The organism is Kitasatospora sp. NPDC002543 (genome assembly GCF_053594915.1).
Genome location: NZ_JBSFWR010000127.1, coordinates 1 through 20,612, shown reverse-complemented (window position 1 = coordinate 20,612; position 20,612 = coordinate 1). Strand labels below are relative to the sequence as shown.

Annotated in this window: 20 protein-coding genes and 1 riboswitch; of the genes, 9 read left to right on the top strand and 11 right to left on the bottom strand. The window is 74.2% G+C overall.

The annotated features are described in order from the left end of the window. Positions 1-63 precede the first annotated feature (63 nt). The 3 genes from ACWD4P_RS33935 to ACWD4P_RS33925 all read right to left on the bottom strand — a co-directional run bounded on the left by ACWD4P_RS33935 (position 64) and on the right by ACWD4P_RS33925 (position 2,312). The gene (locus ACWD4P_RS33935; protein WP_359822811.1) at positions 64-453 is read right to left on the bottom strand and encodes a DUF3040 domain-containing protein; all 390 of its coding nucleotides are present in this window, start codon (positions 451-453) and stop codon (positions 64-66) included. 479 nt (positions 454-932) lie between these two features. Further along, the gene (locus tag ACWD4P_RS33930) at positions 933-1,685 is read right to left on the bottom strand and encodes a methyltransferase domain-containing protein (protein ID WP_359822809.1); all 753 of its coding nucleotides are present in this window, start codon (positions 1,683-1,685) and stop codon (positions 933-935) included. 45 nt (positions 1,686-1,730) lie between these two features. Beyond that, a complete protein-coding gene (locus ACWD4P_RS33925) occupies positions 1,731-2,312 on the bottom strand; it encodes an SAV_6107 family HEPN domain-containing protein (protein WP_449782277.1) in 582 nt (193 codons plus the stop codon). A 592-nt stretch (positions 2,313-2,904) separates the two neighbouring features. Here ACWD4P_RS33925 and ACWD4P_RS33920 point away from each other — a divergent pair. Together ACWD4P_RS33920 and ACWD4P_RS33915 are read left to right on the top strand one after the other, a co-directional pair. Then, positions 2,905-3,552, top strand: coding sequence for a DUF4126 domain-containing protein (locus ACWD4P_RS33920; RefSeq protein ID WP_449782276.1), 648 nt, complete (start codon positions 2,905-2,907; stop codon positions 3,550-3,552). A gap of 30 nt (positions 3,553-3,582) precedes the next feature. Beyond that, positions 3,583-5,100 (top strand): phytoene desaturase family protein, encoded by a 1,518-nt coding sequence (locus ACWD4P_RS33915; RefSeq protein ID WP_449782275.1) that lies wholly within the window; start codon positions 3,583-3,585, stop codon positions 5,098-5,100. Between the two features lie 26 nt (positions 5,101-5,126). On the opposite strand, the gene ACWD4P_RS33910 is transcribed toward ACWD4P_RS33915, so the two are convergent. Both ACWD4P_RS33910 and metF read right to left on the bottom strand, forming a co-directional pair. Next, positions 5,127-6,017, bottom strand: coding sequence for a hypothetical protein (locus tag ACWD4P_RS33910; RefSeq protein ID WP_449782274.1), 891 nt, complete (start codon positions 6,015-6,017; stop codon positions 5,127-5,129). A 205-nt stretch (positions 6,018-6,222) separates the two neighbouring features. Beyond that, complete coding sequence (gene metF / locus ACWD4P_RS33905) at positions 6,223-7,137, bottom strand: methylenetetrahydrofolate reductase [NAD(P)H] (RefSeq protein ID WP_359822795.1); 915 nt, start codon at positions 7,135-7,137, stop codon at positions 6,223-6,225. 198 nt (positions 7,138-7,335) lie between these two features. Here metF and ACWD4P_RS33900 point away from each other — a divergent pair, with 198 nt between their 5' ends. After that, entirely contained in the window at positions 7,336-8,490 is a 1,155-nt protein-coding gene (locus ACWD4P_RS33900) for a polyprenyl synthetase family protein (RefSeq protein WP_359822793.1), read from the top strand. 34 nt (positions 8,491-8,524) lie between these two features. Here the strand turns inward: ACWD4P_RS33900 and thiE are convergent, their stop codons facing one another. The 3 genes from thiE to ACWD4P_RS33885 are packed head-to-tail and all read right to left on the bottom strand — an operon-like array spanning position 8,525 to position 10,782. After that, a complete protein-coding gene (gene thiE, locus ACWD4P_RS33895) occupies positions 8,525-9,175 on the bottom strand; it encodes a thiamine phosphate synthase (RefSeq protein WP_359822790.1) in 651 nt (216 codons plus the stop codon). Next, positions 9,175-9,540 carry an Rv2175c family DNA-binding protein gene (locus tag ACWD4P_RS33890; protein ID WP_359822787.1) on the bottom strand — a complete coding sequence of 122 codons (366 nt, stop codon included), beginning with the start codon at positions 9,538-9,540 and terminating at the stop codon, positions 9,175-9,177. The genes thiE and ACWD4P_RS33890 overlap by 1 nt, the downstream gene beginning before the upstream one ends. Before the next feature lie 42 nt (positions 9,541-9,582). Next, positions 9,583-10,782, bottom strand: coding sequence for an NAD(P)/FAD-dependent oxidoreductase (locus ACWD4P_RS33885; RefSeq protein ID WP_449782273.1), 1,200 nt, complete (start codon positions 10,780-10,782; stop codon positions 9,583-9,585). A 113-nt stretch (positions 10,783-10,895) separates the two neighbouring features. Then, a riboswitch (TPP riboswitch) is annotated at positions 10,896-11,008 on the top strand. On the opposite strand from ACWD4P_RS33885, the gene thiO reads away from it, so the two are divergent. From thiO to pknB, 4 genes are all read left to right on the top strand, one after another. Beyond that, positions 11,003-12,187 (top strand): glycine oxidase ThiO, encoded by a 1,185-nt coding sequence (gene thiO / locus ACWD4P_RS33880; protein ID WP_449782272.1) that lies wholly within the window; start codon positions 11,003-11,005, stop codon positions 12,185-12,187. Its footprint overlaps the riboswitch before it by 6 nt. Next, positions 12,184-12,408: a sulfur carrier protein ThiS gene (gene thiS / locus ACWD4P_RS33875; protein WP_359822780.1), complete on the top strand. Its 225-nt coding sequence runs from the start codon at positions 12,184-12,186 to the stop codon at positions 12,406-12,408. Before thiO ends, thiS begins: the two co-directional genes overlap by 4 nt. Before the next feature lie 3 nt (positions 12,409-12,411). Beyond that, positions 12,412-13,209: a thiazole synthase gene (locus tag ACWD4P_RS33870; protein WP_359822777.1), complete on the top strand. Its 798-nt coding sequence runs from the start codon at positions 12,412-12,414 to the stop codon at positions 13,207-13,209. A 119-nt stretch (positions 13,210-13,328) separates the two neighbouring features. Beyond that, positions 13,329-15,110, top strand: a complete 1,782-nt coding sequence (gene pknB, locus ACWD4P_RS33865; protein ID WP_449782278.1) for a Stk1 family PASTA domain-containing Ser/Thr kinase — start codon at positions 13,329-13,331, stop codon at positions 15,108-15,110. A 53-nt stretch (positions 15,111-15,163) separates the two neighbouring features. Here pknB and ACWD4P_RS33860 read toward each other — a convergent pair whose 3' ends face one another. Beyond that, complete coding sequence (locus ACWD4P_RS33860; protein ID WP_359822775.1) at positions 15,164-15,793, bottom strand: molybdopterin-dependent oxidoreductase; 630 nt, start codon at positions 15,791-15,793, stop codon at positions 15,164-15,166. A 224-nt stretch (positions 15,794-16,017) separates the two neighbouring features. On the opposite strand from ACWD4P_RS33860, the gene bfr reads away from it, so the two are divergent. Next, complete coding sequence (gene bfr / locus ACWD4P_RS33855; protein WP_049655380.1) at positions 16,018-16,497, top strand: bacterioferritin; 480 nt, start codon at positions 16,018-16,020, stop codon at positions 16,495-16,497. Positions 16,498-16,537: 40 nt separating this feature from the next. On the opposite strand, the gene ACWD4P_RS33850 is transcribed toward bfr, so the two are convergent. Together ACWD4P_RS33850 and ACWD4P_RS33845 are read right to left on the bottom strand one after the other, a co-directional pair. Next, positions 16,538-16,822 carry a (2Fe-2S)-binding protein gene (locus ACWD4P_RS33850; protein WP_359822772.1) on the bottom strand — a complete coding sequence of 95 codons (285 nt, stop codon included), beginning with the start codon at positions 16,820-16,822 and terminating at the stop codon, positions 16,538-16,540. Positions 16,823-16,982: 160 nt separating this feature from the next. Further along, positions 16,983-18,392 (bottom strand): class II 3-deoxy-7-phosphoheptulonate synthase, encoded by a 1,410-nt coding sequence (locus tag ACWD4P_RS33845; protein WP_449782271.1) that lies wholly within the window; start codon positions 18,390-18,392, stop codon positions 16,983-16,985. A gap of 245 nt (positions 18,393-18,637) precedes the next feature. On the opposite strand from ACWD4P_RS33845, the gene ACWD4P_RS33840 reads away from it, so the two are divergent. Beyond that, entirely contained in the window at positions 18,638-20,575 is a 1,938-nt protein-coding gene (locus tag ACWD4P_RS33840) for an anthranilate synthase family protein (RefSeq protein ID WP_449782270.1), read from the top strand. Positions 20,576-20,612 lie beyond the last annotated feature (37 nt).

Genomic DNA, 20,612 nt, shown 5'->3' with positions numbered 1-20,612 from the left:
GGCAGTCGATCGACTGCCCGCCCCGGCTTCGTGTCCGTTGGCTCCGTCCGTCGGCCGGACGGCTCAGAAGCCCCCGGTCTGCTCGTCCCGGCGGCGCTGCCAGCGCTGCTCCACCCGGTCCATCATCCCGGCCTTGCGGCGCGGGGCGGCGGCCGGGCGGGCCCCGGCGGCCTGGCCCGCGGGACCGCGGCGCCAGCCGGTCACGGCGAACACCGCACACCCGAGCATCACCAGGAAGCCCACGACGCTGACCCAGATCTGGTCGGGCACGACCATGCCGCCCATCAGCAGGCCGATGCCCACCACGAAGCCGGCCACGGCCAGGTAGACCCGCCGGCGGGTGAAGGTGCGCAGACCGGTTCCCTCAAGCGCAGACGCGAATTTGGGATCTTCGGCATACAGCGCTCGCTCCATCTGGTCGAGCAGTCGCTGCTCGTGCTCCGAGAGCGGCACGGAGTCCTCCTACTCGTCGGTCGCGGATGCGACCGGTCCGCCCACCCCGGTCGGGGAGGCAAGTCCAATCAGCCTTGGGGCACACGGTCGGACGCCCGTGCGGGGGACCCGGCCCGTGTCGTCCATATGCCCCACGCGTCCGGCTGTCATGCTTTCCGGCTTTACCCAGATCATACGGTCCGTGGGCCCGTTACGGGGTGGTCTGCGCCGCGTGGGACGGGCCACTTCGAGCGGGGACGGCCGCACCGGTGTCAACGCGCCACGCCCCGGACAAGTGCCCGATCGGATGGAATCGTCCCGGACCTGGGCAGGTTCGCCGCGGAGCGGCCCGCCGCGGCCCCGCCGGACGGGGCCGCGGACGGCTCACGGACGGGCGACCGGCGGGCGTCCGGAGCACGAACCGCCGCCGTACGGGGTGCGAAGAATCCGTGCGCCGGTGTGAGAGTTCGTGAAGGGGCGCGTGGGCCTGCGGGGGCGCCTCAGGCCAGGGTCGCCAGCAGGTGCAGCTGGGTCGCCACGGCGTGGAAGGCGGGCTGCGCGGCGGCGGCCTCCTCCAGCTTCAGCAGCGCGTCCAGCGCGCCCGGCTCGGTGTCCACCAGCACGCCGGGGACGAGGTCCGCGAAGACCCGTACGCCGTGCACCGACTCCACCCGCAGGCCTGCGGCCTCGGCCAGCCGGCCCAGCTCCTCGCCGGTGAAGCGGCGCGGCATCGGGTCCTGCTCGCCCCAGCGGCCGTCGGCGGCGGAGAGCACCGTGCGGGCCTCGTTGAAGTGGCCGGCCAGCGCGCGGGCCAGCACGGCGCCGTTGCGGTTGGCCGCCAGCAGGCTGACCACGCCGCCCTTGCGCAGGGCGCCCGCCAGGCTGCCGAGCGCCTCGGCCGGGTCGTCCACGACCTCCAGCACGCCGTGGCAGAGCACCGCGTCCACGCTGCCGGGGGCGACCAGCTCGGGCAGGGTCTGGGTGTCCCCCTGGACGGCCCGCACCAGGTCCGTCACACCGGCCTCGGCGGCGCGGCGCTCCAGGGCGAACAGGGCGTCCGGGCTCGGGTCGACCACGGTGACGCGGTGGCCGAGCTTGGCGACCGGCACGGCGAAGTTCCCGGTGCCGCCGCCGGTGTCGACCACGTCGAGCACCGGCTGGTCCAGCTCGGCCGCCCGCTTCTCCAGGGCCGCCCGGACCACCTCCCACACCACGGCGGTACGCAGGGCACTGCGGGGACGCGTCGGGTACAAGGTGGGGCTCCTTGGCACGTGCAGTTCGATCAGGATGCCTCCACCTTAGACCGGCCCGGCGGTGGCGCCGCCCGCGCCCGGCGGCTCGCCGCCGTCCAGCGGCAGCCGGGCCTGGGGCGGCGCGCCGTGCAGGCCGAGCAGCCGCTCCACCAGGCGGAGGAAGAGGGCGGAGTTGCGGATCAGGTCGTCCGCCTCGCGGGCCGAGGCGGCACCCCTGATCCCCGCCTCGGCGGCGGCCCGGCGGCGGGCGCCGGCCCCGTAGTAGACCGCCCACTCGGCGAGCTCCGGGGCCACCTCGGGCAGCACCTCCCAGGCACTGCGGATGGCCTTGCGGCGGCGCGGGCTCTTCTCCGGGCGGCCGCGCACCGCCAGGACGGCCGCCACCGTGCGCAGCGCGGCCAGGTGGGCGGTGGCGTAGCGCTCCAGCGGGTCCTCCAGGGCGCGGGACCGGGCGAGGGTGCGGTGGGCGTCGGCGAGCAGGTCGAGGGCGGCCGGCGGCGCGGCGACCCGGCGCAGCACCGGGTGGACGTCCGCCCCGGCGGCGCGGCCGGCGGACGGGCCCGGCACGTGCGGCAGGGCGGCGGAGTGGAGGCGGGCGGTGACGGGCTCAGGACGGCTGACGGTCATGGTCTCCCCCGTTCCGAGGCAGCGCTCGGACCGGGCGGTCCGTGCCCTTCCATCGTGAACGGCACCACTGACAGTCCGGCAGGGCCGGAAGGCGCCGGGCCGGGCCGGGAAAGGCGTAGCGGCGGCGGGCGCGGTCCTCTTCCGGTTCCGCGCCGCCGCCGTGCCGTCGCTCCGCCGGGCCCCCCGGTCGGCGGTGGCGAGCTCCCCCGGTGGCCGGTCTCCCCCCGGCCCGCTCCGCCGCCCCGTGTCGGCGGTGCGGGAACCGTGACCAGCCCCGTGACGGTCCGTCCGCCGCCTCTCCCGGCGTTCGCGGCCGGGAGACGGAACGGATCCGCCGCCCGGGTGGCCGGCGCCCGACGCGCCGCCCTCCCGGGTGCCACCACTCTCCCGTCCCCGCAGGTCGGAGGCCATCCGCTGACGTACTCAACCGCGGATCTGAGTATCCGTACTCAGACCGCCGCGCCGCCGGCCGCCGGAACCACGCGGTGTGTCCACGGCGTCCCGGGTGCCGGTACGGTACGGCCGGGGCCGGGCACGGCACAGCGGGCCCGCCGGTCGAGGAGGGGGAAGCCATGACGAGGAGGGGGAAGCGATGACCGTCCTGCCGCTGATCTTCACCAGCGGACTGGCCAGCGGCATCAACGCCTACGCGGTGGTGCTGCTGCTCGGGCTGCTGGGCAGGTTCGCCGACACGGACTCGGTACCGCAGGCGCTGGAGCGCACGGACGTGCTGATCGTGGCCGGCCTGCTGTTCACGCTGGAGGCGGTGGCCGACAAGATCCCGTACGTGGACAGCGTCTGGGACGTCGTGCACACGGTGATCCGGCCGATCGCCGGCGCCACCGTCGGCGTGCTGATCGCGAGCAACGACCCCGGCTCGCTCAGCGAGGTCGCGGCCGGCGCGATGGGCGGCACCTCGGCCCTGGTCAGCCACCTGGTGAAGGCCTCGCTGCGGATGGCCGTCAACACCTCCCCCGAGCCGGCCAGCAACATCGTGGTCAGCATGACGGAGGACCTCTCGGTGGCCGGCCTGGTCACCCTGGCGATCTTCCACCCCTGGCTGGCCGCCACCGCCGCCGCCGTGGTCCTGGCCATCGGCCTGCTGCTGGTCTGGCTGGCGATCAGCAAGATCCGCGCCTTCCGGGCCCGCCGCCGCGAACGCCGGGCCGCCCGGGCGGCGGGAGGCGCGCAGGCGGCGCCCCGGGGACGTCTCGCCGATCGGCTCGGCAGCCGGGAATGATCGGCCGGGCGGCCCCCTAGGATCGGGGCCATGGCACAGATCGTCATCATCGGCGCAGGAATGAGCGGGCTCGCGGCGGCCTCCCGGCTGGCGACCCTCGGCCACCGGGTGACGGTCTGCGAGGCGAGCGGCACGTACGGGGGCATGGTCGGGCGGTACGAGCGCGAGGGCTTCGCCTTCGACACCGGTCCCGGCCTGCTCGCCCTCCCGGCGGTCTACCGCGATCTCGCGCTGAAGACCGGCAAGGAGCCGCTGGAGCAGCTGGTCGAGCTGGCCCCGGTCGACCCGGAGAGCCGGCACCTGTTCCCCGACGGGACCGCCGTCACCCTGCCGAACGCCTCCCGCGGCGGCGTCAGCCAGGCCCTGGACGCCGCCTTCGGCGCCGGGGCCGGCGCCCGTTGGAGCGCGGTGATGAACCACGGCCGGACGGTCTGGGAGGCCACCCGCCGTCCGCTGCTGGAGGAGCCGCTGCCGGCCGAGGGCGGCGCCCCGTCCGCGGCCGACCGGGCCCTGCTGGGCACCGACCCGTACCCCGTCCCGCCGCGCACCGGGCTGGCCCGGCTGCGCCGCGCGCAGCCTTGGTCCCTGCGGCGGGTGGCCGCGCAGGAGCTCGACGGCCACCCCGGCCTGACCGCCCTGCTGTTCGAGCCGGCCGTCCGGTACGGCTTCGATCCCGCCGAGGCGCCCGCCGGGGCCACCGTGCTGCCGTACATGGAGCAGTCCTTCGGCGTCTGGTACGTCCGGGGCGGCCTGCGGGCCCTCGCGGACGCGGTGTTCCGCCGCTGCGAGCTGCGCAAGGTCGAGTTCCGCTTCGACACCCCGGTCACCCGGGTGGTCGTCGAGGGCGGCCGGGCGACCGGGGTCGAGACGGCGGACGGCCGGATCGACGCGGACCTGGTGGTCTCCGCGATGGACACCGCCGCCCTCTACCGCCGGGGCCTCGCCGAGTGGCCGGGGATGCCGGTCGAGGACTGGGAGCCTCAGGGGGTGCCCGGCCGCTTCAGCGTGCTGCTCGCCCTGCGCGGCGCCCGTCCGGAGGGCACCGCGCACCGCACGGTGGTGCACGCGGCCGACCCGGCCGCCGAGGCGAACGCCCTCACCCTCTCGGCCCCGCCCTGCGAGCGCCCCACCGTCCAGGTGCTGCGCCCGGACGACCCGGCGCTGCGCCCCGACGACGACCACGAGAGCGTGGTGCTGACCGCGACCGTCCCGGCCCAGGGGGCGGTCGACTGGACCGCCCCGGGCGTCGCCGACCGCTACGCCGACCGGCTGCTCGCCCACGTGGACGCGGCCGGCCTGGGCCTGCGCGAGCGGGTGCTGTGGCGGGTGGTGCGCACTCCGGAGGACACCCGCCGGGAGACCGGAGCGCTCGGCGGCGCGGTCGCCCGCCCGGTGCTGGCCGGTTCCGCGGGCGCGTGGCTGAAGGCCGCCAACGAGTCCCCCGTCCCCGGCCTCTACCTGGTCGGTGGCAACGCCCACCCCGGCGGCGGCCTCGCCCGCGTCGGCATGTCGGCCTGCATCACCGCGGGCCTGATCGGCCCGGCCTAGCTAGGGCGCGTGCCCGGCCTCGGGCGTCAGCCCTGGTGCCAGGTGTTCTGCTGCTGGTAGCCGTGGTTCGGGTCGTACACCGGCTGCTGGGGGATGCCCTGGATGTGCTGGTCGGGCTGGGGCTGCCACTGCTGCTGGGGCTGCTGCTGGGACTGGCCGTGCTGGTCCCAGGCCTGCTGGTGCTGCGGCTGCTGGTAGCCCGCGTACGGGTCCTGCTGCTGGTAGCCGCCGTACGGGTCCTGCTGCTGGGGGTAGCCGCCGTAGGCCTGCTGCTGGTCGTAGGCGAAGGCGGGCTGCTGCTGGGTCTGCCACTGCTGCTGGTCGTAGCCGGCCTGGTAGGCGGCGGCGTACGGGTCCTGGGGCTGCTGCTGGACCTGCGGCTGCTGCTGCTCGTAGTACGCGGGGGCGTAGACGCCGTCCTGGGCGAGCTCCTGCATCTCGAAGGCGGCGGTCTGCTCGACCTCCGGCACCTCGTCGGGCACCGCCGCGGACACCGGGTCCGCGGCGGGAACGGGGACGGGGGCCGGGGACTCCTCGACGGCGCTGACCTCGCCGACCCGCTTCCTGGTGGCCGCGGCGGCCGCCACCGCGGCGGCGCCGCCGGTGAGGGCGCCGAGCAGCGGCACCTTGGCGAGCGGGCCGGGCAGGCTGCCGTCGGCCTTCCGCAGGGACCAGCCGGCCTGGTAGCCGCGCTTGACCGAGAGGGTGACGAACGTCTGGCCGACCGCGAACAGCGCCGCGCCGGCCCCGATCACCACGACCGAGCCGAGGGACATCCCGGCGGCCACCCCCAGGAAGCCCGCCAGGGCCAGGATCCGCCAGTGCAGCGGCGCCCGGTTCTGCAGCAGCACCTCGGCGACCAGCCAGAGCGCCACCACCGCCAACGCGGCGTACAGCAGCAGGTATCCGATGCCCATCCGCCCGCTACCTCCAGTCGTGCCCGCGCGTGTGCGCCGCGCGTGTGCGGCGACTGTACCGGTTCAACGGCCGGGGTACCGCATCGCGTTCCCGAGGCCCCGCGCACCGCTCCGGGCACCGGCCGCACACGACCGAGCCGCCACCGTCGGTACGGTGACGGGCCCGTGAACGCCCGGCGTCGGAGGCGGCCCGGGCCCGGTGCGGTCAGCGCCGGTGCAGCCCCAGGTTCTGGTAGATCTCCAGCGTGGCCGTCGAGTGGTTCAGCGTGATGAAGTGCAGGCCGGGCGCGCCCTCGGCGAGGAGGCGCTCGGCCATCGCCGTGGCGTGCTCCATGCCGATGGCCCGCAGCGCCGCCGGGTCGTCGATGGCCGCCCGCAGGCGCGCCTCCAGCTCGGCGGGGAAGGCCGAGCCGCTGAGCTGCGGGAAGCGCTCCAGCTGCTTGGCGTTGGTGACGGGCATGATCTCCGGGATGATCGGCGTCTCGCAGCCGGCGGCCGTCACCCGGTCGCGCAGCCGCAGGTAGTCGTCCACCTCGAAGAACATCTGGGTGATCGCGTAGTCGGCCCCGGAGCGGATCTTCGCCACGAAGTGCCGGATGTCCTCGTCCCAGTCGGTCGAGCGCGGGTGCATGTTCGGCGAGGCCGCGACGCCGACGCAGAAGTCGCCGATCCCCTTGATCAGCTCCACCAGCTCGTACGCGTAGGTGACGCCCTCGGGGTGGCTGACCCACTCGCCCATCGGGTCGCCGGGCGGGTCGCCGCGGACGGCGAGGACGTTGCGCACGCCCTGGTCGGCGTACTGGCCGATGATGTTGCGCAGCTCCGCGATCGAGTGGTCCACCGCGGTGAGGTGGGCGACCGGGGTCAGGGTGGTCTCGGTGGCGATCCGGCCGACCATGTTGACGGTGCGCTCGCGCGAGGAGCCGCCGGCGCCGTACGTCATGCAGACGAAGTTGGGGTCCAGCGGTTCGAGCCGGCGGATGGCGTCCCAGAGCTTCTGCTCGCCCGCCTCGGTGCGCGGGGGCATGAATTCGAAGGAGAAGGAGCGCTTGCCGGCCGCCAGGAGTTCGCGCACCGTCAGTGCGCGATCCGTTCTCGTGGAAGCGATTCCGAGTGCCATGCTGGCAGGCTATCCGGCGTTCGAAGGGGCCCGACAACCGGATTCCACCTATTGAGACAACTGGTGGATGGTGTTCCGGTCCGCTCCGGACCACCTCCGCAGCACCTCCCCCGGCACCCCCGGCGGGCCCGCTCGCACACCCGTTCCCAGTCGCACCGCTACGCTTGCTGCACCCCAGACAAGCAGCGGAGCCCCATCGTGACCTCGTCCAGCACCCGGCCGGCCAACCCCGGTTCGGCCACCAGTGCGGCCATCAGTGCGGCCAACCCCATGGACGTGGAGGACGTCCGCACCCGTGTCAACGCGGCGCTCGCCGCGTTCATGGACGGCCAGTCCGTGCTGCTCGGCACGATCTCGCCCCGGCTGGCGCCCGCCGCCGACGCGCTGCGCGACTTCCTGCTGGACGGCGGCAAGCGGCTGCGCCCGGGCTTCTGCTACTGGGGCTGGCGCGGCGCCGGCGGCCCGGCCGGGGGCCCGACCGGCGAGGCGATCGCCAACGCGGCCGCCGCCCTGGAGCTGCTCCAGGCGAGCGCCCTGGTGCACGACGACCTGATGGACCGCAGCGACACCCGCCGCGGCCTGCCCTCGGTCCACCGCCGCTTCGAGGCGCTGCACCGCGACAGCGGCTGGCGCGGCGACCGCGAGCAGTACGGCACCTCGGCCGCGGTGCTGCTCGGCGACCTGCTGCTGATCTGGTGCGACGAGCTGTTCCTGCGCTCCGGCCTGGAGCCGGCCGCCGTCCTGGCCGCCAAGCCGGTGTTCGACCTGATGCGCACCGAGGTCATGCTCGGCCAGTACCTGGACGTGCTGGAGCCGGTGGCCGGCGACTCGACGGACGAGGGCGCGCTGGACCGCGCGCAGACCGTGCTGCACTACAAGTCCGCGAAGTACACCATCGAGCGGCCGCTCCAGGTGGGCGCGCTGCTGGCCGGCGCCGGACCGGAGCTGGTCGAGGCGTACGGGGCGTTCGGGCTGCCGCTGGGCGAGGCCTTCCAGCTGCGCGACGACCTGCTCGGCGTCTTCGGGGACCCGGCCGTCACCGGCAAGCCGGCCGGGGACGACCTGCGCGAGGGCAAGCGCACCCTGCTGGTCGCGCACGCGATGCGGGGCCTGCCAGCCGCCGATGCCCGGCACCTGGACGAGCGGCTGGGCGCGCCGGACCTGGCGGCCCCGGAGGTCGCCGAGCTGCGCGCGCTGGTCGCCCGCAGCGGTGCGCCCGAGCTGGTGGAGCGCCGGATCGAGGAGCTGATGCGGCAGTCGCTGGCCGCGCTGGAGGCGGCGCCGCTGGCCGACGAGCGGGCCCGCACGGTGCTGCTGGCCCTGGCCGAGGCCGCCACCGTCCGCAAGTACTGACGGACGGCGGCGGCCCACGGCCCGGGGCGGCGGGTCAGGCCGCGCGCACCCGGCGGGACAGCTCGGCGGCGGCCGCCCGCGGGTCCTCCGCCGCGGTGATGGCCCGCACCACGACGATCCGGCGGGCACCGGCGGCCAGCACCTCGTCCAGGTTGCCGAGGTCGATCCCGCCGATCGCGAACCACGGCCGGTCGGTGTCCCGCTCCGCCGCGTACGAGACCAGGCCGAGGCCCGGGGCCGGGCGGCCCGGCTTGGTCGGGGTCGGCCAGACCGGGCCGGTGCAGAAGTAGTCCACCCCGGGCTCGGCGATCGCCGCGTCCACCTCGGACTCGGCGTGGCAGGAGCGGCCGATCAGCACGTCCTCACCGAGGATCGCCCGGGCGGCCGGCACCGGCAGGTCGTCCTGGCCGAGGTGCAGCACGTCCGGCCGGGCGGCGTGGGCGACGTCGGCGCGGTCGTTGACGGCCAGCAGCCTGCCGTGCCGGCGGCAGGCGTCGGCGAGGACCTCCAGGGCCGCCAGCTCCTGCTTGGCCTCCAGGCCCTTGTCGCGCAGCTGGACGATGTCCACCCCGCCCGCCAGCGCCGCGTCCAGGAACTCGGCGAGGTCGCCCCGCTCCCGGCGGGCGTCGGTGCACAGGTAGAGGCGCGCGTCCGCCAGGCGGGCGCGCGGCGTGTCCACCGCCATCAGATCAGCATCGCCTGGGCACGGCGCTTGACCTCGGTGCCGCGGTTCTCCCGCAGCGCCTGGATCGGGCTGCCGGGCAGCGACGGGTCCTCGGTGAAGAGCCACTCCAGGATCTCGGTGTCGTTGTACCCGCAGTCGCGCAGCACGGTCAGGGTGCCGGACAGGTGCTTGACCAGCCCCGGGCCGTCGATGAACGCGGCGGGGACCTGCAGCGACTTGTTCGGGCCCCGACGGACGGCGATCAGGCCGCCGTTCTTCACCAGGTCGCGCACCTCGGTGACGCGCACCCCCCACTGCTCCGAGATGTCGGGGAGGTACATCCACTCGGGGACCAGGGCTTCAATCTTGCTTTCGATCTCACTCACGCCACCAGACTGCCACCTCCGCGGCCCACCGCGCACCAGCCGCTACCCCGCGACCGCCGACTTCAGCGGCACCGAGGGGTCGGCCGCGCGGGCCGGGTCCAGGGCGGTACCGCGCTCGATCAGCTTCCGTCCCTGGGTGAGGTCGCGCGGCCGGTCCACCGCCAGCAGCGCGCTCGGCACGCCGTCGCGCAGCCACAGCACCGACCAGTCGGCGTCCCCCGGGCCGCCGCGCCGGAGCAGCTCGTCGCCCTCGGCGTGCCGGCCGGCGTACTGGACCATCCGCCCGAACTGCTCGGACCAGAAGTACGGCACCGGGTCGTAGGCCGGCGCGTCCGCGCCCAGGACGGCGGCGGCCACCGCCTCGCCGGACTGCAGGGCGTGGTCCCAGTGCTGGACGGCCAGCCGGACGCCGGCCCGGGCCGACGGATAGCTGACGCAGTCGCCGGCCGCGAAGACGCCGGGCACCGAGGTGCGCAGCCGCCCGTCCACGACGACGGCGCCGGTCGCGTCCAGCTCGACCCCGGAACCGGCCAGCCAGCCCGTCGCGGGGCGGGCCCCGATGCCGACCACCACCTCGTCGGCGGGCAGGTGCGAGCCGTCCGCCAGCAGCACCGCGCCGGGTTCGACGGCGGCCACCCCGACCCCGCAGCGCAGCTCGACCCCGGCCCGCTCGTACCAGGCGGCCATCGCCGAGCCGATCTCCACCGGCAGCGCGCCGGGCAGCGGCGCCGGGCCCGCCTCGACCACGGTCACCTCGCAGCCGGCCGCGCGGGCCGCGGTGGACACCTCGGCGCCGATCCAGCCCGCGCCGACCAGCACCAGCCGCAGCCCGGGGCGCAGCAGCGCGCGCAGCGCCAGGGCGTCGTCCAGGGTGTGCAGCAGGTGCGCCCGCTCGGCGCCGGGCAGGGCGCGCGGCACCGCGCCGGTGGCGATCACCAGCGAGTCGTACGGGAGGTCTCCGGCGTCGGTGTGCAGCACGCCGGGGGTGAGGCCGGTGGCGCGGCGGCCGGTGAGCAGCTCGATGCCGAGCTGCCCGTAGTCGATGTCCAGGGCGGTGGAGTCGGCCTTGCCGAGCAGCACGTCCTTGGAGAGCGGCGGCCGGTCGTACGGCGCGCGGGGCTCCTCGCCGACCAGCGTGATCCGCCCCCGCAGGCCGCCCTGCCGCAGCTTGAGGGCGCACTGCGCCCCGGCCAGCCCGGCTCCGACGACGACGACCCGATCCGTTCCGCTCTGCTCTGCCACGCCCGTCACTGTACTCAGCGGGCGCCCGGCGGCCGCGGGCCGCCCGCCCCGGCCGGCCGCACGTCCGCCCCGCGTACGGGCCTTCGGCCGGGCCGATCCCCGGCGTTAAGGTGGGAGCACCACACGGGAGCCCGGCGGACCGGGCTGAGAGGCGGGCTGACACGGCCCGCGACCGTCCGAACCTGATCCGGGTCATACCGGCGAAGGGAGAAGAGCAGCTTTGTCACGCTTGCTACCGGGCGCCCGCACGGACGTCCTGGTGATCGGCGGGGGCGTCATCGGCCTCGCCGTCGCCTGGCGCGCGGCCCGGCGCGGACCGGGGAACGTGATCGTGGTCGACCCGGGGCACGGCCGCGGCGCCGCCGGGGTCGCGGCCGGGATGCTCGCCCCGGTCACCGAGCTCCAGTACGGCGAGGAACCGCTGCTGCGCCTCGGGATGGCCTCGAACCGGCGGTACGCGGACTTCGCCGCCGAGCTGACGGAGGCGAGCGGTGGCCTGGACACCGGCTACCGCCGCTGCGGCACGATCGCCGTCGCGCAGGACTCCGACGACCGCGAGGAACTGCGCGAACTGCACGCCTTCCACCAGCGCCTCGGCCTGGACTCGACCTGGCTGACCGGCCGGGAGGCCCGCAGGCTCGAACCGATGCTCGCCCCCGCCGTGCGCGGCGGCCTGCACGTCGCCGACGACCACCAGGTCGACCCCCGCCGGCTGCTCACCGCCCTGTACGCCGCCTGCGAGCGCGCGAACGTCCTGCTCCACCGGGCCGAGGCGGTCGAGCTGCTGGTCGAGGGCGGCCGCGCGGTGGGCGCCCGGCTGAGCACCGGCGAGACGGTGACCGCCGGGCAGGTCGTGCTCGCCGCCGGCCCGCACAGCCACCGGCTGCCCGGTCTGCCGGAGGGCGTGCTGCCCGCGATCCGGCCGGTCAAGGGCCAGATCCTGCGCCTGCGCGTGCCGGACGCCTACCGGCCGTTCCTCTCCCGCAACGTGCGCGCGGTCGTCCGCGGGCAGCACCTGTACGTCGTCCCGCGCGAGAACGGCGAGCTGGTGATCGGCGCGACCACCGAGGAGCAGGGCTACGACACCACCGTCACCGCCGGCGGGGTGTACGAACTCCTGCGGGACGCCCACGAGTTGATCCCCGGCATCACCGAACTCCCGCTCGTGGAGACCTCGGCGGGCCTGCGCCCCGGCTCGCCGGACAACGCCCCGCTGCTGGGACCGACCGCACTGCCCGGCCTGGTCGCCGCCACCGGCCACTACCGCAACGGCGTGCTGCTCACCCCGGTGACCGCCGACCTGGTCTCCGAGTACCTGGCCACCGGCGAAGTCCCCGAGCTCGCGAGGCCGTTCACGCCCCTGCGCTTCTCCCCCGACCGCTCCACGACGAAGGCCTCCGCATGACCGAGCCCACTGCGAACGAGATCGCCCTGACCGTCAACGGCGAGCCCCGCCGGCTGCCCGCCACGACCACCCTCGCCGAGGTGGTGGCCTCCGTCAGCGCCGCCAACACCGGTGTCGCCGCCGCGCTCAACGAGGCCGTGGTGCCGCGCGGTTCGTGGCCCGCGACGACGCTGGGCAGCGGCGACCGGATCGAGATCCTCACCGCCGTGCAAGGAGGCTGAACCATGGCCGACGACCTGCTGACCATCGCCGGGACGGCCTTCTCCTCCCGGCTGATCATGGGCACCGGCGGTGCGCCCAGCCTGGAGGTCCTGGAGCGCGCCCTGCTCGCCTCCGGCACCGAGCTGACCACCGTCGCGATGCGCCGGGTCGACGCCGGCACCCAGGGCTCGGTGCTGGACGTCCTGACCCGCAACGGCATCCGGGTCCTGCCCAACACGGCCGGCTGCTTCACCGCCGGCGAGGCGGTGCTGACCGCCCGGCTGGCCCGCGAGGCGCTCGGCACCGACTGGGTCAAGCTGGAGGTGATCGCCGACGAGCGCACCCTGCTGCCCGACCCGATCGAGCTGCTGGACGCCGCCGAGACGCTGGTCGACGACGGCTTCACCGTCCTGCCGTACACCAACGACGACCCGGTGCTGGCCCGCAAGCTGGAGGACGTCGGCTGCGCCGCCATCATGCCGCTGGGCTCGCCGATCGGTTCGGGGCTGGGCATCCGCAACCCCCACAACTTCCAGCTGATCGTGGAGGGCGCGGGCGTCCCGGTGATCCTGGACGCGGGCGCCGGCACCGCCTCCGACGTGGCGCTGGCGATGGAGCTGGGCTGCGCCGCGGTGATGCTCGCCTCCGCGGTGACCCGGGCTCAGGACCCGGTGCTGATGGCCGAGGCGATGCGGCACGCCGCCGAGGCGGGCCGGCTCGCCCACCGGGCCGGCCGGATCCCGCGCCGCTTCCACGCCGAGGCCTCCTCGGCGATGGCCGGCCGGGCCGACCTGGACACCCGCGAGCGCCCCGCGTTCTGAGGCCCGCGCCCGGGGCCGCGACCGGGCCCCGGCGTGTCACAAGCCGGGCACAGCCGGGCCCGGCGGCGGTGTCCTCCGGGCCCCGCGGCCGGGCGCGGCACTAGACTCTCCGGGTGGACATGGCACTGCACGACCCCCTGATCGGTACCCTGCTCGACAACCGGTACCGGGTCGAGCAGCGCATCGCGACCGGCGGGATGTCCACTGTCTACAAGGGCACCGACACCCGCCTGGACCGGGTCGTCGCGCTCAAGGTGATGCACCCCTCGCTGGCCGGCGACGAGGGCTTCACCGCCCGCTTCATCCGCGAGGCCAAGGCGGTCGCCAAGCTCACCCACCCCAACGTGGTCAACGTCTTCGACCAGGGCGCGGACGGCGGCCACGTCTTCCTCGCCATGGAGTACGTGCCCGGCCGCACCCTGCGCGACCTGCTGCGCGACCGCGGCGCGCTGTCCGTCCGGGCCGCGCTGGACGTGCTGGAGCCGGTGCTCGCCGCGCTCGGCGCCGCCCACCGGGCCGGGCTGGTCCACCGCGACGTCAAGCCCGAGAACGTGCTGATCACCGAGGGCGGGCTGGTCAAGGTCGCGGACTTCGGCCTGGTCCGGGTGCTCGGCACCGCCGACGGCGCGCCCACCTCGACCACCACCGCCACCGGCGGCACGGTCATGGGCACCGTCTCCTACCTGGCCCCCGAGCAGATCCTCCCGGACGCCCCCACCGACCAGCGGGTGGACGTCTACGCGTCCGGCATCCTGCTGTACGAGATGCTGACCGGCCGCCGGCCGCACACCGGCGACAACCCCGTCCAGGTCATGTACAAGCACCTGCACGAGGACGTCCCGGCCCCCTCGCTGGTCGCCCCCGCCGTCGGCCCCGCGCTGGACGCGATAGTGGCCGGCGCCTGCGCCCGGTCCGCCGACTCCCGGCCGTACGACGCGGTCGAGCTGCTCGCCGCCCTCCAGCGGGTGCGCCGCACCCTCACCCCGGCCGAGCTGGACGCCGAACCGCCGGCCTCCACCCGGCCCAGCCCGCGCTACCCGACCAGCGAGCCGACGTCGGTGATCCAGTCGCTGCCGCGGCCCGCCGACACCCCGCCGACGGAACGCACCAGCGTGCTGGACATGCCGCCGGAGCTGATGGACGAGCTGCTCGCCGAGCCGCGCCCGTACGACGAGCCGGCCCCGGTGCAGCACCGGCGCAGGACGGGCCGGCCGCGCCGCCTCCCCCGCAAGCCGCTGATCTGGACGGCCGCGCTGGTCGCCCTGGTGCTGGCGATCGGCGGCGCCACCTACGGGATCTCCGAGGGGCTGTACGGTTCGGTGCCGGGCGTGCTCGGCACCGAACGGGCCGAGGCGCAGCGGGTCCTGGACAAGGCGGGCCTGCACGGGAAGTTCGTCGAGGTGTTCAGCGAGTCCGTGCCGTCCGGGCAGGTGATCTCCACCGACCCCGGGGTGGGGGCGCGCACCCGCAAGAGCGACAGCGTGACCGTCACCGTCTCCAAGGGGCCCAAGCGGATCGCGGTGCCGGACCTCACCGGCAGGAGCGCCGCCGACGCCGCCACGGCCCTGACCGGCGCCCAGCTGACCAGGGGCGGCGTGACCGAGACCTACGACGACACCGTGCCCGAGGGCTCGGTGATCAGCAGTTCTCCGGCGGCCGGGCAGCTGCTGCAGGAGAACAGCGCGGTCTCGCTGGTGGTCAGCAAGGGCATGGTGCCGGTCCCGAACGTCACCGGGATGAGCAAGGACGAGGCGCAGAAGGCGCTCCAGGCGGCGGGCTTCACCATGCAGACCAGCGGCTGGGACGTGTTCGGCGCGGTCACCTCGTCCGGCCAGAGCCCGGCGGCGGGCGAGCGGCGCCCGCAGCGCAGCGTGGTGACGGTCAAGTTCTCGCTGTTCTAGGGCGTGCCTGACAATTCCCGCCGGGCGTGCGACGCCGGGGCCGCGGGAGGCGCTCAGCGCAGCGGCCCGTCGCCGGGCTCCTCCTGGTAGGAGTAGCGCTGCTCGCGCCAGGGGTCGGCGAGGTTGTGGTAGCCGCGTTCCTCCCAGAAGCCGCGCCGGTCGGCCCGCATGTACTCCACGGCGCGCACCCACTTGGGGCCCTTCCAGGCGTACAGCCGCGGGACCACCAGCCGGACCGGGAAGCCGTGTTCGGCGGTGAGCGCCTCGCCGTTGCGGTGGGTGGCGAGCAGGGTGTCCGGGTCGGCGAAGTCGGCCAGCCGCAGGTTGGCGCTGTAGCCGTACTCGGCCCAGACCATGACGTGGGTGACGCCGGGCGCGGGGGGCACCAGGTCGAGCACCAGGGAGGCCGACACGCCCGTCCACTCGTTGCCGAGCAGCGAGAACTTGGTCACGCAGTGCAGGTCGCCGACGACTGTGGTGCGCGGCAGGGCGTTGAAGGCCTCGAAGTCCCAGCTGTGCTTCTCGGCCGAGGCGGTGGCGCCGAACACCTGGAGGTCCCAGGTCAGGGGCTTGAAGCGGGGCACCGGGCCGTAGTGCAGGGCGGGCCAGCCGCGCTGCGCGCGCTGGCCCGGGGGGAGCCTCGGGTCAGGCGGTGGAAGCGGTTCCTGTTTCGGCTGACCCATGGATCCATGGTGACAGACGGCGGCCAGGCCGCGGCGCGCGCCCCTTTGTGAGGACTCGCGCCCCACCCCGTACGGACCAGTGATCGGCCACCCACCAGCACGTTTCATCATGAATCGGATATTCCGACACATGTCCTAGTGAGTGTGAACTTACTGGAATTTCCTCCCAAAGCGGTGCCAGGATGCCCAGCACACCCGGCAGCACGAGCGCAGGAGGCATCACCATGCAGGGCGATCCCGAGGTCATCGAGTTCCTCAACGAGCAGCTCACCGCCGAGCTGACCGCGATCAACCAGTACTTCCTGCACGCCAAGATGCAGGAGAACTTCGGCTGGACGAAGCTCGCCAAGTACACCCGGCACGAGTCCTTCGACGAGATGAAGCACGCCGAGACACTGACCGACCGGATCCTCTTCCTGGAGGGGCTGCCCAACTACCAGCGGCTGTTCCACGTCCGGATCGGCCAGACGGTCAAGGAGATGTTCGAGGCGGACCGGCAGATCGAGGTCGAGGCGATCGACCGGCTCAAGCGCGGGATCGTGGTGATGCGGGCCAAGAACGACGTCACCTCGGCGAACATCTTCGAGGACATCCTGGCCGACGAGGAGCACCACATCGACTACCTCGACACCCAGCTGGAGCTGCTGGAGAAGCTCGGCGAGGCGCTCTACCTCGCCACGGTCATCGAGCAGCCGGAGTCCTGAGGACGCCCGGCCCCCGACTCCCGGCTCCCGGTTTCCCGGCTCAGGCCGCCCGCAGCGGGACCACCGGGGCGGCCTCCCGGCCGGCTTCCGGGCCCGGCGCCGCCGGGGCCTGCGGGTCCGCGAGGCCGAGCTTCGCGGCCAGCCGGGCGGTCGGGCAGGGGCGGGCGCCGTGCTCGCCGAGCAGCGCCTGGATGCGGCGCACGCAGGACCCGCAGTCGGTGCCGGCCCGGCAGCCCTTGGCGATCTGGCGGGGGGTGTCGGCACCGGCGTCGATCGCCTTCTTCACCTGGTCCTCGGTGACCGCATGGCACATGCACACGTACATCGCGGTCTCTCCCGGGGGTGAAGCGGAATGGATCTTGACTAAGGCTTGCCTTAGTTCACTGAGGCTTACCTTACCCGCCCGAACGGGTACGAAAAAGCCCCTCCGGGCTCGGGGACACCGAAACCGGAGGGGCCTTCGTCACATCCGACGGGCACCGGGCCTACTGGCCGCGGTACATCTCCGCCACCAGGAACGCCAGGTCCAGCGACTGGCTGCGGTTGAGGCGCGGGTCGCAGGCCGTCTCGTAGCGCTGGTGCAGGTCGTCCACCAGGACCTCGTCGCCGCCGCCGACGCACTCGGTGACGTCGTCGCCGGTCAGCTCCACGTGGATGCCGCCCGGGTGGGTGCCGAGCGCGCGGTGCACCTCGAAGAAGCCCTTGACCTCGTCCAGGACGTCGTCGAAGCGGCGGGTCTTGTGCCCGCTGGAGGCCTCGAAGGTGTTGCCGTGCATCGGGTCGCAGATCCACACCGGCTTGGCACCGGAGGCGGTGACCTTCTCCACCAGGGTGGGCAGGTGGTCGCGGATCTTGCCCGCGCCCATCCGGGTGATGAAGGTCAGACGGCCGGGCTCGCGCTCCGGGTCCAGCTTCTCGATCAGGGCGAGCGCGTCGTCCACCGAGGTGGTCGGGCCGAGCTTGACGCCGATCGGGTTGCGGATCTTCGAGGCGAACTCGATGTGCGCGTGGTCCATCTGCCGGGTGCGCTCGCCGATCCACACCATGTGGCCGGAGACGTCGTACAGCTCGCCGGTGCGCGAGTCCACGCGGGTCAGCGCGGTCTCGTAGTCGAGGATCAGCGCCTCGTGCGAGGAGAAGAACTCGACCGCCTTGAACTCCTCCGGCTCCACGCCGCAGGCGCTCATGAACGCCAGGGCGTTGTCGATCTCCCGGGCGAGCTGCTCGTAGCGCTGGCCGGCCGGCGAGTTGCGGACGAAGTCCTGGTTCCAGGCGTGCACCTGGCGCAGGTCCGCGTAACCACCGGTGGTGAACGCGCGCACCAGGTTGAGCGTCGCGGCGGACGCGTTGTACATCCGCTTCAGGCGCTCCGGGTCCGGGATGCGGGACTCGGGGGTGAACTCGAAGCCGTTCACCGAGTCGCCGCGGTAGACCGGCAGGGTCACGCCGTCGCGGGTCTCGGTCGACTTGGAGCGCGGCTTGGAGTACTGGCCGGCGATGCGGCCGACCTTCACCACCGGCACCGAGGCCGCGTACGTCAGCACGGCGGCCATCTGGAGCAGCGTCTTCAGCTTGTTGCGGATGTGCTCCGCCGAGACGCCGTCGAAGGCCTCGGCACAGTCACCGCCCTGGAGGAGGAAGGCCTCCCCGCGCGCCACGGCTCCGAGCCTGGCGCGCAGCTGGTCGCACTCGCCGGCGAAGACGAGCGGCGGATAGGCCGCGAGCTCGGCAAGGGTCTTGCGCAGAGCCTCTTGGTCCGGCCATTCAGGCTGCTGCGCCGCGGGCAGGGACTGCCAGGAGTGGGCAGCCCTCGATGTCTCAGTCGTAGCGGTCACACGGCCAAGGCTACGGGGTGGCAGGAGTGACTCGTGACTCTTGCCCGAGGGATGAGACATATCTCGGACAAAACCTCGATGCCCCTCACCCGTCCCGACACATCCGCTACGCTCGGTCCCATGCACGCGCCCCACACCCACTCCTGGTGGTGGGCCTCCCCCAAGGGTGGCCCACCGATCGCGCGTTCCTAGACGAACACGACGGCCGCCCCCTCGGGGCGGCCGTCGTTGTCTGAGCAGACGGCCCTCCGGGAGCGGACCTTGCACCGCCTCTCCATCAGTCCACCCGGAAGGATGCCGTTCCCGTGACCACCGCCGCCGCTCTGCTCTCCCGTCTCACCGGCCCCGACGCTCCCGCGTTCGCCCTGCTGCACCGGCGCACCCCCCGGCTCAGCCCGGACACCGTCGAGGTGCTGCTGGGCACCGTGGACAGCTACGAGCACCTCGCCGACCTGCCCGTACGCAGCGGAGCGCCCGCCGGCGGCGGGCCGGTGCACGACCTGCTCGCACTCGTCCCGTACCGCCAGATCCGCGAGCGCGGCTTCGAGGCGCACGACGACGACACCCCCCTGCAAGCCCTCTCGGTGACCGAGCAGCACGTCCTGCCGTTGGCCGAATTCACCTATGCCCTACCGAAGTTGCCGGTCTCACTTGCCGGTGGCGGATTCGACGTCGACGACGATTCGTACGCGTCGATCGTCCGCCGGGTGATCCGGGACGAGATCGGCAACGGCGAGGGCGCCAACTTCGTGATCCGGCGCGACTTCCGCGCGACGCTGGAGGACTTCGGGCCCGAACTCGCGCTGACGCTCTTCCGGCGGCTGCTGGAGCAGGAGCGCGGCGCGTACTGGACCTTCCTGGTGCACACCGGCGAGCGGGTGCTGGTCGGCGCCTCCCCCGAGGTGCACGTCCGGCAGAGCGGCGGCACCGTCGTGATGAACCCGATCTCCGGCACCTACCGCTACCCGGCCGACGGCTCCGACCTCGACTCGCTGCTCCAGTTCCTCCACGACCCCAAGGAGCTGGAGGAGCTCACCATGGTCGTGGACGAGGAGCTCAAGATGATGTGCACGGTCGGCGACCTCGGCGGCCAGGTGCTCGGGCCCCGGCTCAAGGAGATGGCCCACCTCGCCCACACCGAGTACGAACTGCGCGGGCGCACCTCGATGGACGTCCGCGAGGTGCTCCGCGAGACGATGTTCGCCGCGACCGTCACGGGCAGCCCGGTCGAGAACGCCACCCGGGTGATCAAGCGCTACGAGCCCACCGGGCGCGGCTACTACTCCGGCGCGCTCGCACTGATCGGCCGCGCCGCCAGCGGCGGGCAGCTGCTGGACTCCCCGATCTGCATCCGCACCGCCGACATCGACCCGGCCACCGGCCGGCTGGTCGTCCGGGTCGGCGCCACCCTGGTGCGCCACTCCGTCCCGGAGTCCGAGGTCGCCGAGACCCACGCCAAGGCCGCCGGGGTGCTCACCGCGATCGGCGCCCGGCCCGCGCCCGCCCGGCTGCCCCACCCGGTCGGGCCCCGGCTCGCCGACGACCACCGGGTGCAGGCCGCCCTGGACTCCCGCCGGGCCGACCTCGCGCCGTTCTGGCTGCGGATGCAGCAGCCGTCCGAGATCACCGAGGCCGAGCCGACCCTCGTCGTGGACGGCGAGGACACCTTCACCTCGATGCTCTCCCACCTGCTCGGCTCGCTCGGCCACCGGGTGACGGTGGCCCGCTACGACGAGCCGGGGCTGCGCGAGCGGGTCGCCGCGCACCGGGGCGCGCTGGTGCTCGGCCCCGGCCCGGGCGACCCGGCGATCACGGACGACCCCAAGATGGTGCTGCTGCGGCCGATCGTCGCGGACGCGCTGGCCGCCGTCCGCTCCGGCGCTCGCACCGCGCCGCTGCTCGCGGTCTGCCTGAGCCACCAGCTGCTGTCCGCCGAACTCGGGCTCGCGCTGGGCCGCAAGGCCGTCCCCTACCAGGGGGCGCAGGAGCGGATCGACCTGTTCGGCACCAAGCACACGGTCGGCTTCTACAACACGTTCACCGCGCGCTGCACGGAGGCCGACGCGGCGCGGCTCGCCGCGGAGGGCGTCGAGGTCTCCCGGGACGCCGTCACCGGCGACGTGCACGCGCTGCGCGGGCACGGCTTCGCGGGGCTCCAGTTCCACCCGGAGTCGGTGCTCACCCGCGACGGGGTCGGCATCGTGGCGGGCCTGCTGCGCGAGGCGACGGCCGCACTGCGCTGAGCCGACGGCGCGGCCCCGGGCGGACGGATCCGCCCGG

Coding starts and splice junctions, on each gene's coding strand:
- ACWD4P_RS33850 (WP_359822772.1), bottom strand. CDS start 16,822: ATGTACGTGTGCATGTGCCATGCGGTCACCGAGGACCAGGTGAAGAAG.
- ACWD4P_RS33925 (WP_449782277.1), bottom strand. CDS start 2,312: ATGACCGTCAGCCGTCCTGAGCCCGTCACCGCCCGCCTCCACTCCGCC.
- ACWD4P_RS33920 (WP_449782276.1), top strand. CDS start 2,905: ATGACCGTCCTGCCGCTGATCTTCACCAGCGGACTGGCCAGCGGCATC.
- bfr (WP_049655380.1), top strand. CDS start 16,018: ATGCAGGGCGATCCCGAGGTCATCGAGTTCCTCAACGAGCAGCTCACC.
- ACWD4P_RS33910 (WP_449782274.1), bottom strand. CDS start 6,017: ATGGGCATCGGATACCTGCTGCTGTACGCCGCGTTGGCGGTGGTGGCG.
- ACWD4P_RS33860 (WP_359822775.1), bottom strand. CDS start 15,793: ATGGGTCAGCCGAAACAGGAACCGCTTCCACCGCCTGACCCGAGGCTC.
- thiS (WP_359822780.1), top strand. CDS start 12,184: ATGACCGAGCCCACTGCGAACGAGATCGCCCTGACCGTCAACGGCGAG.
- pknB (WP_449782278.1), top strand. CDS start 13,329: ATGGCACTGCACGACCCCCTGATCGGTACCCTGCTCGACAACCGGTAC.
- ACWD4P_RS33845 (WP_449782271.1), bottom strand. CDS start 18,392: ATGTCTCATCCCTCGGGCAAGAGTCACGAGTCACTCCTGCCACCCCGT.
- metF (WP_359822795.1), bottom strand. CDS start 7,137: ATGGCACTCGGAATCGCTTCCACGAGAACGGATCGCGCACTGACGGTG.
- thiE (WP_359822790.1), bottom strand. CDS start 9,175: ATGGCGGTGGACACGCCGCGCGCCCGCCTGGCGGACGCGCGCCTCTAC.
- ACWD4P_RS33870 (WP_359822777.1), top strand. CDS start 12,412: ATGGCCGACGACCTGCTGACCATCGCCGGGACGGCCTTCTCCTCCCGG.
- ACWD4P_RS33915 (WP_449782275.1), top strand. CDS start 3,583: ATGGCACAGATCGTCATCATCGGCGCAGGAATGAGCGGGCTCGCGGCG.